Source organism: Geomonas limicola (assembly GCF_014193675.1).
In the GTDB taxonomy this organism is placed as follows: Bacteria; Desulfobacterota; Desulfuromonadia; order Geobacterales; family Geobacteraceae; genus Geomonas; species Geomonas limicola.
On sequence record NZ_BLXZ01000002.1, the window covers coordinates 510,891 to 522,554 of the forward strand.

At 53.3% G+C, this 11,664-nt stretch carries 12 protein-coding genes and 4 tRNA genes; 10 read left to right on the forward strand and 6 right to left on the reverse strand.

Annotated elements, in window-relative coordinates:
* Positions 1-48: 48 nt before the first annotated feature.
* The gene (thpR, locus tag H7688_RS06030; RefSeq protein ID WP_183360161.1) at positions 49-594 is read right to left on the reverse strand and encodes an RNA 2',3'-cyclic phosphodiesterase; all 546 of its coding nucleotides are present in this window, start codon (positions 592-594) and stop codon (positions 49-51) included.
* A 127-nt stretch (positions 595-721) separates the two neighbouring features.
* Here thpR and serS point away from each other — a divergent pair, with 127 nt between their 5' ends.
* The 8 genes from serS (at position 722) to H7688_RS22895 (ending at position 4,803) form a co-directional block, all read left to right on the forward strand.
* Positions 722-1,990 carry a serine--tRNA ligase gene (gene serS, locus H7688_RS06035; protein ID WP_183360162.1) on the forward strand — a complete coding sequence of 423 codons (1,269 nt, stop codon included), beginning with the start codon at positions 722-724 and terminating at the stop codon, positions 1,988-1,990.
* A gap of 5 nt (positions 1,991-1,995) precedes the next feature.
* Positions 1,996-2,081: transfer RNA gene (locus tag H7688_RS06040), tRNA-Ser, on the forward strand.
* A 47-nt stretch (positions 2,082-2,128) separates the two neighbouring features.
* A tRNA-Ser gene (locus H7688_RS06045) sits at positions 2,129-2,223 on the forward strand.
* Positions 2,224-2,402: 179 nt separating this feature from the next.
* Positions 2,403-2,753: a DUF2155 domain-containing protein gene (locus H7688_RS06050; RefSeq protein ID WP_246329722.1), complete on the forward strand. Its 351-nt coding sequence runs from the start codon at positions 2,403-2,405 to the stop codon at positions 2,751-2,753.
* Positions 2,754-2,761: 8 nt separating this feature from the next.
* A tRNA-Arg gene (locus tag H7688_RS06055) sits at positions 2,762-2,838 on the forward strand.
* A 58-nt stretch (positions 2,839-2,896) separates the two neighbouring features.
* Positions 2,897-2,973: transfer RNA gene (locus H7688_RS06060), tRNA-Arg, on the forward strand.
* A gap of 754 nt (positions 2,974-3,727) precedes the next feature.
* Positions 3,728-4,609, forward strand: coding sequence for a replication initiation factor domain-containing protein (locus H7688_RS06065; protein WP_183360164.1), 882 nt, complete (start codon positions 3,728-3,730; stop codon positions 4,607-4,609).
* 14 nt (positions 4,610-4,623) lie between these two features.
* Complete coding sequence (locus H7688_RS22895) at positions 4,624-4,803, forward strand: helix-turn-helix transcriptional regulator (protein ID WP_371873162.1); 180 nt, start codon at positions 4,624-4,626, stop codon at positions 4,801-4,803.
* Between the two features lie 65 nt (positions 4,804-4,868).
* Here H7688_RS22895 and H7688_RS06075 read toward each other — a convergent pair whose 3' ends face one another.
* The 4 genes from H7688_RS06075 to H7688_RS22610 form a co-directional block, all read right to left on the reverse strand.
* A complete protein-coding gene (locus H7688_RS06075) occupies positions 4,869-5,525 on the reverse strand; it encodes a DUF4276 family protein (protein WP_183360165.1) in 657 nt (218 codons plus the stop codon).
* The gene (locus tag H7688_RS06080; protein WP_183360166.1) at positions 5,525-6,616 is read right to left on the reverse strand and encodes an AAA family ATPase; all 1,092 of its coding nucleotides are present in this window, start codon (positions 6,614-6,616) and stop codon (positions 5,525-5,527) included. Before H7688_RS06080 ends, H7688_RS06075 begins: the two co-directional genes overlap by 1 nt.
* 159 nt (positions 6,617-6,775) lie before the next feature.
* Positions 6,776-7,954 (reverse strand): tyrosine-type recombinase/integrase, encoded by a 1,179-nt coding sequence (locus H7688_RS06085; RefSeq protein ID WP_183360167.1) that lies wholly within the window; start codon positions 7,952-7,954, stop codon positions 6,776-6,778.
* A 414-nt stretch (positions 7,955-8,368) separates the two neighbouring features.
* Complete coding sequence (locus H7688_RS22610) at positions 8,369-9,223, reverse strand: PEP-CTERM sorting domain-containing protein (protein WP_246329723.1); 855 nt, start codon at positions 9,221-9,223, stop codon at positions 8,369-8,371.
* A 588-nt stretch (positions 9,224-9,811) separates the two neighbouring features.
* Between H7688_RS22610 and H7688_RS06095 the strand changes: the two genes are divergently transcribed.
* Together H7688_RS06095 and H7688_RS06100 are read left to right on the forward strand one after the other, a co-directional pair.
* On the forward strand, positions 9,812-10,309 hold the full coding sequence (locus tag H7688_RS06095; protein ID WP_183360168.1) for a DsrE family protein: 498 nt from the start codon (positions 9,812-9,814) through the stop codon (positions 10,307-10,309).
* 354 nt (positions 10,310-10,663) lie between these two features.
* Entirely contained in the window at positions 10,664-11,113 is a 450-nt protein-coding gene (locus H7688_RS06100; protein WP_183360169.1) for a heme-binding domain-containing protein, read from the forward strand.
* A 26-nt stretch (positions 11,114-11,139) separates the two neighbouring features.
* On the opposite strand, the gene H7688_RS06105 is transcribed toward H7688_RS06100, so the two are convergent.
* Positions 11,140-11,664: a DUF3750 domain-containing protein gene (locus tag H7688_RS06105; protein WP_246329724.1), complete on the reverse strand. Its 525-nt coding sequence runs from the start codon at positions 11,662-11,664 to the stop codon at positions 11,140-11,142.

Below are 11,664 nucleotides of genomic sequence, written 5' to 3' on the forward strand. Positions count from 1 at the left end.
CTCCGCGGCTCTTTCCAACGCGAAGGTCCTGGCACAACCGGGAGAAGATCAGGGAGCTGCTGCGGGAACGACAAGTTCCTTGCGATGAATGGCCCCCTGTGGTGTCAGGACGCTGGAAAAGAGGATGACCTGCGCCACCTGGAAGGGCGGGTAGGAGAGTTCGCGGTGCTGCTGCTCGAAGCGCGAGACGGCGCTGCCGTGGGACTCTTTGAGGCGGGCGAGGGTTAGGTGGGCTGAGAAGGGACGCTCTTCGGGGGGTATTCCGGCCTCCTGTACTGCCAGCTCGACGTTTAGTTGCAACTGGAACAGCTGCGGGGTCTCGACGATGCCGACCCAGAGTACCCGGGGTGGGCGCCGACCGGGCGGAAAGTGCCCGACGCCGCGCAGTTCCAGCGGAAAAGGTAGGAAGCTAAGGCTGGCGAGCACCTTCTTCAGCGCGGCGGATACCGGTGGATCGACGTCGCCGATAAAGCGCAGGGTGAGATGGTTCTGATCCGGCGGAACCCAGCGCGCGCCGGGAACTTCCCCCGTCAACTGGCTGAGGTCCTCCTTGATAGCGTGCGGAATGTCGATGGCAATGAAGAGTCTGGGCATGCGCAAGTACCCCACTGGCTGAGATTTTGGGCTGACGCAGCAACTTGCCTCAGAAAAAGGATTGACTAACGAACAAGGGAATGCTAGAAAGTTTAACTTTGGTAAATCGAATGTAAAGGCGCTACCCATGCTTGACGCGAGATACCTACGGGAAAATCTGGAGAGTGTAGAAGCGCGGCTGAAAACCAGGGGCGAAGGGGTCGACATTGCCCTGTTCAAGGAATTGGACGGGCGGCGACGCGAGCTCTTGCTGCAGAGCGAGACCCTCAAAGCACTGCGCAACAAGGTGACTGAGGAAATCGGTCGTCTCAAAGACAAAAGCCAGGGCCAGGAGCGCATGGCCGAGATGCGCGAGGTCTCCCAGAAGATCAAGGGGATCGACGAGTCGCTCAAGGTGGTGGAAGAGGAGCTGCAGACCTTCCTCCTGACCGTCCCCAACATCCCGAACGAGACCACACCGGTCGGTAAGTCGGAAGCAGACAACGTCGTGGTGCGCACCTGGGGCGAGCCGGCAGCGCTTGGCTTCGAGGCCAAACCGCACTGGGAGATCGGCGAGAGCCTGAATATCCTCGATTTCGAGCGCGGCGCGAAGATCACCGGAGCGCGTTTTACCCTGTACCGTGGTGCCGGCGCAAAGCTGGAGCGGGCCCTCATTAACTTCATGCTCGACCTGCACACCGACGAGCACAATTATATTGAAATGCTTCCTCCCTTTATGGTAAACAGGGAAAGCATGACCGGGACCGGTCAGTTGCCGAAGTTCGAGGAAGATCTCTTCCACATGGAGGGGGTCGATTTTTTTCTCATCCCTACGGCTGAAGTACCGGTTACCAACATCCACCGTGGTGAGATACTGAAGGGATCGGACCTGCCGATCAACTACTGTGCCTACACCCCCTGCTTCCGCAAGGAAGCCGGTTCCTACGGCAAGGATACCCGCGGCCTTATCAGGCAGCACCAGTTCAACAAGGTCGAGTTGGTCAAGTTCGCACACCCTGCGGACTCCTACAACCAGCTCCAGCAGCTGCTCGGCAACGCCGAGGAGGTGCTGCGCCGGCTCAAAATCCCCTATCGAGTGGTTGAGCTTTGCACCGGCGACATCGGCTTTTCGGCCGCCAAAACCTTCGATATCGAGGTCTGGTTGCCGGGGCAGCACTGCTATCGCGAGATCTCCTCGTGCAGCAACTTTGAAGACTTCCAGGCCCGTAGAGCGGGAATCCGCTTCAGGCAGGAAGAAAAGGCAAAGCCGGAATTTGTGCACACGCTGAACGGCTCAGGTCTCGCAGTCGGGAGAACCGTGGTGGCGGTGCTGGAGAACTACCAGCAAGCCGATGGTTCGGTGCTCATTCCCGAGGCGCTCAGACCGTATATGGGTGGGCTCGAGAGGATCAGCTGACGATTGGAGGAATGGCCGAGTGGTTGAAGGCGGCGGTCTTGAAAACCGTTGAACGAAAGTTCCGTGGGTTCGAATCCTACTTCCTCCGCCATTTAGAACGTTTTGCAGCACGCAGTACCGCAGTACGGTAGGGAAAACGGAGAGTTGGCCGAGTAGGTCGAAGGCGCTCGCCTGCTAAGCGAGTATACTGGCTAAAACCGGTATCGAGGGTTCGAATCCCTCACTCTCCGCCACTTTTTGCACCAGGAACCATCGGTGCAAGGGCAGGGCAGCTGTGGAGGTCTTTTTGACGCGATTGATGAAACTGCTGGTTTTATCTTTGGTCGCTACGGTTGCTATCGCAGGGTGTAACGAAAAAGAAAAGACGTCGTCAAAGGTAACAACGCAGCAACAGCCGGCACGTGCCTCCTCGGTGGTCGTACCGGACAGCGTGAAGGGGAAGTGGAAGGCGGTCAAGATAGCGGTCGCCGACAAGAACGCCAACCGGCAGAAGGTGTACGAACTGGAGCTGGGCAAGGATTTCAAGCTGCCCGATTCGGACATCACCCTTACCGTGGTCAACTTCCTCCCCAACTTCGTAATGGAAGGCACCACGCTCACCTCTATTTCCAACGAGCTGAAAAATCCGGCTGCCCAGCTGGTGATTAGCGAGGGGAAGAAGGAAATCTTCAAAGGGTGGCTGTTCACGCTGTACCCGACGACCCACGCCTTTCAGCACCCGCAGTTTGGTTTCACGCTGGTCGATTACGAACCGGCAAAATGATACAGCTTGCGCTCGTAGCTCAGCTGGATAGAGCAACGGACTACGAATCCGTAGGTCGGGAGTTCGAATCTCTCCGAGCGCGCCATCAAAAACGAGGGAAGCCTTAAGAGGTCACCTTCGAGGTTTCACGCAGTACAAAGTTTGCGCCCGTAGCTCAGCTGGATAGAGCACAAGACTACGAATCTTGGGGCCGGGCGTTCGAATCGCTCCGGGCGCGCCATAAAAATTAAGGGGTTACGTCATTGACGTAACCCCTTAATTTGTTTCTGGGTAACATATGGGTAACTTTACCGTAGCTTCTACAGGGGTTAAGGATGCCTCCGTCTAGTGATAATGCGTTTTCACATGTTGTATTCAGCGGGTGGGGGCGGGGTCTGAAATGGACCTTCGCCTCCTTCGCCGTAACCCCCATTCCCACCCGCCCGCAGGTCATTTCGAAAGTTATATACCAATAGCAAATGAACTTGGAAGACAAAAAGAGACTGACTCTGCTGAGTGCAGCGTGGGCTGCAAGAGAACCGGTCCATGTCTCCGACTGCAGGCGTCGGATGTCACGGCTTTATGCATTGTCGGCGAGTTAGCATAAATCGTGCCGAATCTGAATTTTTTTCTTGACAAAATCAAAGTTCCGTAGTATGATTCCAGTCAAATTGAGAGTCGCAACGAGGCCGTGGTGGCAACCAGGGCCTTTTTTGCGTCCTCTTCACTCTACAAATCTACCCCGAGGAGGGATCCGCATGGTGTAAGCGTCATGATCTCAACTTTATCGCAACAACAATGCCTTGCCTGACCGTTCTGTAGAATCCGGATTCCAGCAGGGTATTTTTGTATCTGCAGCTAACCTTAGCCTGGCAGAAATGCCAACGACGCCATGGGGGGCGAATATCGAATGAAGACACATACAACCAAGGAGGAACATGCGGCACAGGAGTAGAGGTATTACGGGGGTCAGCACTACAGGACACATCGACTACATGTCGTTCACACTACCAGACGATGCGTATCTGGAGTGTGAGGTCGAGCACCTCTTCGGCATTCCGTTTACGAAGTTTATCGAGGCTTCGTCCGGACGGAGCGGATACCGGAAGCGGTACGAGTACGGCAACATCGACGTTTTGACAGATGGTGGGAGTTCCGGCATGGGGCACAACATTACGCTGAAGGGCGCAGCTTGCCATAGGTACCAGCGGTGTCTCCGTGACATCGTTGAACACGTCTTCGCCATCGACGGGCATTTCACACGGTGCGATCTGGCAATAGACGACTTCCATGGGCTGCTCGACATGGAGGTCATCGGAGAAGCAATCACTGGCGGGTTGGTGACGGCGAACTTCAAGAAGGTCCGGGAATACAATGAGCGGGAGAGAACGACAGGGATGCTGACGGGCAGGGGTGCGTACTTCGGTTCACGGAAGAGTGAGGTCTTCATCCGCATCTATGACAAAGCTCTGGAGCAGAGGGTCGATCAGCACTGGGTTCGGGTCGAACTGGAGCTGAAAGGCAGCAGAGCAAATGCCGCCATGAAGCTGGTGCTGACCAAGGAGATCGGCACCGTAGCCCGTGGCATACTGAATAGCCGTCTGTCCTTCCGCGAAAAGAGCAAAGATGGCAACCGGTCCAGGTGGCCAGTTTCCGGGTGGTGGAAATCGTTCATTGCAAGCGTTGAGAAGTTGCAACTGGTGGCCGACAGCCGTGAAGGCGTCTCGCAAGAGAGTAGACTTGTGTCGTTTTTCCAAAACGCGGCTACGTTTGCCGAGCTGGTGGATAACTGCGGACCATGGGTCATTCTTCTCATGTACGATAACGGAAAGCGGAAGCTGGAGCGGCGGGGAGGCGTGAACCCGTGGGCAGCGTAGTGCCGTTTCGGATGATGAGGCAACGGGATGTTGCCGAAATGTTGGGTATGACGGAGTCGTGGGTGGAGCAAATCCGCCTACGAGGTGGCGGACCGGTCTACCACAAGATAGGCAAAAGCGTAAGGTATCGGATAGAAGATGTCTTGGCCTGGATTGACGGCCAAAAAAGGTGCAGTACTTCGCAATTTGCTTAATTATACAAGAAGCCCGGCCTCTCATAGAGGCCGGGCTTCTTGTATTTCTGCACATGCAACTAGTCTTAGAGGCTCTCTAGCCAGACAAGCCAATCATCGAAATGAGGACAATTTTGGCGCAGGGTATCTAAGCCTATCCTTCTCGTTATCGTAGGGCCATGCAGGGTTTTCTGATATCCGGGCACCAGATTAAGAATGCGTTTCGATGGTGCTGTTGAGGGTGAGTTATTGATCTCCTCCGGATTCTGATAGGCATTGCAAATACCCATGAACGTTGCCAGAATCTTGTGGTCGGCATGCAAGGCTCTGCACAATTCAGAGGGATTGGTGTATAGGAGGGCTTCAAATTCATGCAGCATAATAAATGGTTTAAAACGAGGACAATTTATAAACTGGGCGAGTGCTGTTTCGACATGGCATACCTTTATAAGAGGGGAGCCATTTGGCAGGCTATTCATCCCTGGGAAATCACTAGGCAGGCCGTAATAGTCAATGAAAGTGGTAACGAAAGCGTTTTGATCTTTGATGAGTTGCTTTAAGTCTTTAGCGACATTACTAAAGCCCGTGATTCCCCCCTTGAAATCAGCACCACATTTTACTCGCTTCGTCTTCGCCACTGTTGGAAAGAGAAATAGATTTTTTGAAGCAAAGTAAGGTCCCAGCACGTCTTTAACAAATCTCTCCTCAGTCTGTCCCTCTACAAGAACCAGCACCCTCTTCATTAGGGACGACCTCCCAGAAGGTTCTTTTCCCAAAGTTCGCCAAGGCTGTATTCTTCAATCCACGCCGACATGTTCTGGGATTTAAGGGGCCGGAAAACACTTTGGTTATCTTCCCGATCAACTATCCAAACGTCCTCAGGCTGCAACTGGTTTATGAGAGTTACTGACTGGGTACCAACAATAAGTTGAGTGCGCGTAGAGGCGTGGAGTAGTAGGCTGGAAAGTATCTGAATTGCTGCAGGGTGCAGCCCTAATTCAGGTTCGTCTATGAGAATCAACGATGGCAACGTTGGTTGAAGCAACAGCGTCGCTAAGCACATAAACCGCAACGTCCCATCGGAAAGTGCGGCAGGGCCGAAAACTGCTTCACTGCCGACTTCTTCCCATTCAAGCCGTATCTTTTCTTCGTTTAGGGCGGAGGGAACAAGGTGAAATCGTGAAAAGAAAGGAGCAACCTGTCGGATGGTATCTTCAATATTTTCAAAGTAGTCCGGTTCGCGCTGTTTAAGTTTGAAAAGGAAAGCAGCTAAATTTTCAGCGTTAGGTTTTAATGTGCGGTTATCGGAAACATCACCGTTTTGCTTTACTCCTGCAGAAGGACTTGTATCGTGGAAATGGTAGATACGGTAACTGTCCAATCTCTCCCTGACATATCTTACAACATAACTTTTAGCGTCACCGATTTTAGTTTCATCATGGCCAACCCAAGTGTTGTCAATATATGGACGAAGGTACTTAGAAGTATCCCAGTATAAAGTCTCTTCACGCTTAAATATAAACCTATCTTCATCGGTAGGTATAAGTTCAAATTGATAGATATTGGCGTCTTTGCCATTACGAAAGTCTATCTCTAAGGAAAGTACATCAGTTGTCTTTCTACCAAAATGAAGTATTGAGCTTGCGCCACCAGCTGTACCAGTATAGGTGCGTAAGTTCTTGCGAACCAATTGGTTTAAAAACTGAAATACGCTAATCAGGTTTGATTTCCCAGCTCCGTTTCCACCGATAAAAACATTCAACTGCCCAAATTCAAGGCGCTGGTCACGAATTGATTTGAATCCTTGAATATGAATGCTGTGGAGTGTTGTCATTGGGATGCTCTATGTAGAAAATGGTAGTATTTCAGAGGGTTAACTGCCACCGAACCGCCAGTGTTCGGATGAACAAGAATATATCAGCTAAAAATTTCATTGTACACGTTATTTCCGGAAGTCGTGCTTAGGCGCCAGACAATTTTGTAAAAATTAGGACTATACGGCCGCAGTTGATGGTTCACAAAGAGCAACTATATGATCGGTCACACGCTGCATCAGGGGGCGCAGCTTTTCTAACTGTTTGATAACATATCCTGCCGTGACATCATCGGATTTGACGGAGTGGTTCAGTAAGCGTTTCAACTCGTAGTACCCAACAATGCCATCAATAGCACTTGCATAGGTTCGGCGCATATCATGGACCGTGAACTTGATGCCTGTCAGTTCGGTCACTTTGGACATCTGCCTTCTTGGTTCGATTAGATGGCCAGTTTTTCCCGTGCCAGGGAAAACAAAATCATTCTCCCTAACTTCAGCTCGTTTTCGGAAGATTTCGGCAATATGGTCGCTCATAGGAAGGTAAAGAGGGTTCCCGTTTTTGGTTCTCAGAAGAACAAATTTACGATTCTCCATGTCAACGTCATCCCAGCGAAGGCAGGCGATCTCTCTTCTGCGGGCACCAGTAAACAATAGAAGATGCAGATAGTCACGAATAGTCAGATTCTCAAGTGTTCCTACCGCATAATACCATGCAGCGAGATCGGATTCCTCGACGAGGGTCTGGCGGCGGCTAACCGTAAACCACTGTCGGGTATTGGAAAGCCGCTTGACTGGGTTTACCGGTAGGGAATCATCCATGATCTCGTTGGCATGGTTGTATATGGCGCGAAAGGTTCGCATAGTATTGTTTGCAGCAGCTTCGCCAGAATCCTGCGCAATTTTTAGATGCCGTCGTGCCACCATGTCCTTTGTAATTTCGGCGATAGGAGTCTTCATCCAGTCCGAGAGGTAGAGGCGAAACAGGCGTTTGTAATTTTCAACCGTGCTTGGCTTTAGACTTGTGCGGGCAATGAAGTAGCTATCCAGCACATCAATAACTCGCATGCCGCGATCCCTTGCCTTTGCCTTCTCCTTGGCGATGTCTATTCCGTTGTTCATCTTAGCCAAAGCTTCGATTGCTTGCTTGCGAGCCTGTTCTGGCGTCAGAACCCCGTGCTTGCCGAGAGTCACTCTCAAAAGTTTCCCGCTGACCCGCTTCATCACGAAATAAACTTTCGAGGAGTGACTGACCCTGCAACCAAACCCACTGAGTTCGGAGTCAAAAAAATCTGCACGACCTGAAATAGGTGGAGTGAGTTTGTCTACTGCGGACTTAGTAAGCTTGATCTTGCTCATGTGCTCTCCGTCGTGAGGCGTATGGGTAACATATGGGTAACACATATCAAAAAACAAGTAAAGAGCTGGAGTGGTTTCATAGGCCTAAAAATGTAGTGAAATAAGGTACCATAGGGGATAATTGGGAGGGGTGGGGTAAAGGACTTGAAACTACGAATCTTGGGGCCGGGCGTTCGAATCGCTCCGGGCGCGCCATCAGAAAAAAGGACCTACGATCATTTCGTAGGTCCTTTTTTTATTACCCGAGCTGAACCTAGGCACGGTAGGTCGATCCGGTGCCTGCAGGGCCTTTCTGCCGCTGCGATCGAAACCCTGGGCGCCATCAGAGAGCCCCAAAATAAAAAGCGGCGGGTGCAAGCACCGCCGCTTTTCGATTATCCTGTTTGCCCTGTGCCCGCTGGGCGTGGTGACCCGTTACCGGTTTTTACGCCGTTTGGAGAGGACTGCCAGCCCGGCAAAGCCGCCGCCGAGCAGGAGCAGGGTGCCCGGCTCGGGAACCGGGGTAAAACCATTGGCGGCAGTGGTTTTCGGAGAGAACGGGTCGCCCTGGTACTGGGTAAAGGTATCGGCGTCGTAGATGGTCTTGGTGTCGGCAAGATAGGTGACCCAGTTGCCGTTGATCTTGACTTTGCCGTCCTTTTTCTGGATACCCGCGATGCTGTTGGTATCCATCCAGATGGTGGTGTCTTGCTCCTGAATTCCCTCAAGGCCGTTGTCGTCAGTATAGAAGGACCCGCCCTTCGCCTGCAGACCCGCGACGCCATTGTTGTCGGCTGCGGCGAAAATCCACTGGTTGTCGCCGATGTCACCGGTGTAGTTCACGGTAACGTCCATTGAGTAGAAGCCTCCCGGGTTAAAAGGAGGCGCGGTAAGGGCTGACCAGCCTGCTCCCACCTTGCCAAGATCGAGACCGTAATACGGTGTGGGGGAGTACGAGGCAAAGGTGCCGGTGTCGGCATACTCGAAGATGGAGCCGTTGAAGGTGATGTTGTTCCCCGCCTTAACGTCCGCTGTGGTAAGGACGTAGATGTCGGCGTTGGCATACTGGCTCCAGACATGCAATTGCGAGCCGCTCGCCCCGATGATGAAGCCGTCCTTTACTGTACTGCTGGAGTAGGAAGGTCCCCAGTAGGTCTGATAGGCGTCTTTTGCGTTAACGTAACCCGCATCCGTTCCTACCCCGAGACCCGGGACGGCGTATGCTTCCACCGCTCCCAATGAGCAGGCCAATACGGTAGCCAGAGCAGTTTTCTTAAGTAGACCTTTCATTTGTAACCTCGATTCTAGTGTGCCGGCGTATTGTGACACCATGTGTCATTCTTAAGGAGCAAGAAGAAAGCCAACAGGGTACACTGCGAAACTACTAAATCCCTTACCGTATCCTCTTCTCATACATTCAGGTAGTTAACTGAGACTGGGGCCAAGCAGAGACGGGAGTTTGGGTCGGTTCATTTCTTAGAAATACGCGACCCGGATTGCCGTCCATCTCAAAGTGTCGGCATCTTTTACAGTAACGTTCTCCGGTGTCGGTAAAGTTTACAGTGAACGCCTGGCGAAGATGACTAAGTGGTTTCGATAGAGTGTCCCTCGCTACGGATGATCAGGTAATTAGAGTGCGTTATAGGTAGCTGCCGCTCCGTGTGCGGCGTGTACGATATTCTCCACCTGGGCCCGGGCGACGGTCCGTTCTTTTCATAAGGAAGAGCCTGCGGACGGTAAGCTCCGCATCACTACGAACTAGAATATCGGCAACACCGATACGTGTGACCCTTTATATCAATCTTTTAAATTTGTTTTTCCCAAGGTCATAAGGTACCTTTTCCATTCTTTACTATTCCTTTTTTCAGGAGGGGACACATGGATGACGCGATCGGTAACGACAAGGGGATGAGTCGGCAAGAGTTCTTGAAGGGGATCGGACTGGGGCTTGGAGCCGCGGGGATGGTTTCCATGGCGGGAGGGCAGGCATTTGCAGCGGATGAGAAGGCCGACCGCTATGTCGTCGCCATCACCCACGGCGGCAGCGATCCCAACCGGGCCATCCTGGGCCTGCTCTGCGCCTTGACCGCCCTGGAAAAGGGCTTTGGCTCCGTACATGTCTGGATGACCCTGGACGGCGCCGATCTGGCCAACAAGACCAAGGCTGCCCGCATCGAGTCGCCGATCTTCAAAAAGTTCGGCAATGCCGAGGAATTGCTGAAGAAACTCAAGGAGAAGGGGGCGACCTTCGGCGTCTGTCCTCCTTGCGCGGAATACATGGGTGCCGTCGGGGGCGAAAAGTACGAATTTGTCGAAAAACAGGGCGCAGACTGGCTGATGAAGAACATAAAAGGTGCGGCGGTTGCCTGGATGTAAGGGAGGCCAACCAGCCAGTTGCGCAAAGGAGTCCTCGAATGGGGGCTCCGAGGGTGGCGGCGTGTACCGCCTGGTTCGCAAGATCGGCGATATCAACAAGGGGGTCATCGACAACACGGGATAGTGCCGCTGGCGCCCACTTGGTACAACCCTACCCAACAGTACGGGCCCCGGATCATCGGGGCCTTTTTCGTTGCCTCTTACGGGTATTGATTGGAGGGAAGGTTACTTGCCACAATCGCACACCCTTCTTTGACATCGCAGCAATTGAGTGTATATTAGCTTGGATTTAATTCTAATGAAGTAATGTAGCTTGACTCACTAATCTTCGTGGTTACCAGGGAGGTGGTAGGGATGTCGAAAACGGCCAACAACGTCTTGGTGCTGGTACTGCCAGCTATCGCGCTCCTTTTCCTGATCCAGATGGTCCCCTACGGCAAGAATCTGGTAAATCCGCCGGTGATCAACGAGCCGATCTGGGACAGCGCGGAGACGCGGGCACTTGCCAAGCGGGCCTGCTTCGATTGTCATAGCCACGAGACGGTGCGCCCGCGCTACTCGATGTTCGCACCGATATCCTGGTTGATCCAGTGGGATGTCGATCGGGGGCGCGATGAGTTGAACTTCTCGGATTGGCGAAACGGGGCGCGCGAGGCTGAGCGTGCCGACAAGATCCGTGGGGAGATCACCGGCGGGGAGATGCCGCCGCTCCCTTACCGCATGATACACCCGACTGCGCGGCTGACCGAGAGCGAAAGGCAGCTGCTCATCAAAGGGTTGAACAAAACCACCTCGGGCCGGTAAGCGGTATCTGCCTCACCGGCTCTCTGCTAAGGGCGATAACCGCTGCCTATGGCCGAGAAGGGGAGGGAAAGCTTAAGCTGCGGTACCTGCCTGGCGATGCAGGCGGTAAAGGTATTGCTGTTGGGGCCTGGGAAGGCCTTGTAGGTTTCGGGCCAGGGGTAGGAGCGGGCGGCCTTGTCGACCGCATCAATCATGTCATCCACATCTGCGCCGCGGTGTTCGACCAAAAGCCGCGGCTTCTCGCCAAACCAGTAGCGATCGGGGGCATCCTTCTCGATCCGCACCAGCGAAAGTCCGCTATACAACCTCCAGCCGATCACCTCGTACACCGTATAGTTTGATTCACCGGTATGTTTGGCCGCCACCCAGGTATGGATGGCGAACCAGCCGCGCCAGCCCCAGGTGGGAGCGCCGTACACCTGCAACACCGCCTCGCGGGTTACCTTGGGGTCCGGTGCGATACCGGCGGGCTCCCGACTCGCCGTGCGCCAGTCCTTGGCGGCGCAGCCCGAGATAAAAAGGATCAGAAATCCAAGAGCTAGTGGTCTCAC

Excerpts from the sequence above, each read along its gene's own strand:
- H7688_RS06095 (WP_183360168.1), top strand. The coding sequence starts at position 9,812 with ATGGATGACGCGATCGGTAACGACAAGGGGATGAGTCGGCAAGAGTTC.
- thpR (WP_183360161.1), bottom strand. The coding sequence starts at position 594 with ATGCCCAGACTCTTCATTGCCATCGACATTCCGCACGCTATCAAGGAG.
- H7688_RS22610 (WP_246329723.1), bottom strand. The coding sequence starts at position 9,223 with ATGAAAGGTCTACTTAAGAAAACTGCTCTGGCTACCGTATTGGCCTGC.
- H7688_RS06065 (WP_183360164.1), top strand. The coding sequence starts at position 3,728 with ATGTCGTTCACACTACCAGACGATGCGTATCTGGAGTGTGAGGTCGAG.
- H7688_RS06080 (WP_183360166.1), bottom strand. The coding sequence starts at position 6,616 with ATGACAACACTCCACAGCATTCATATTCAAGGATTCAAATCAATTCGT.
- H7688_RS06100 (WP_183360169.1), top strand. The coding sequence starts at position 10,664 with ATGTCGAAAACGGCCAACAACGTCTTGGTGCTGGTACTGCCAGCTATC.
- H7688_RS06085 (WP_183360167.1), bottom strand. The coding sequence starts at position 7,954 with ATGAGCAAGATCAAGCTTACTAAGTCCGCAGTAGACAAACTCACTCCA.
- serS (WP_183360162.1), top strand. The coding sequence starts at position 722 with ATGCTTGACGCGAGATACCTACGGGAAAATCTGGAGAGTGTAGAAGCG.
- H7688_RS22895 (WP_371873162.1), top strand. The coding sequence starts at position 4,624 with ATGAGGCAACGGGATGTTGCCGAAATGTTGGGTATGACGGAGTCGTGG.
- H7688_RS06075 (WP_183360165.1), bottom strand. The coding sequence starts at position 5,525 with ATGAAGAGGGTGCTGGTTCTTGTAGAGGGACAGACTGAGGAGAGATTT.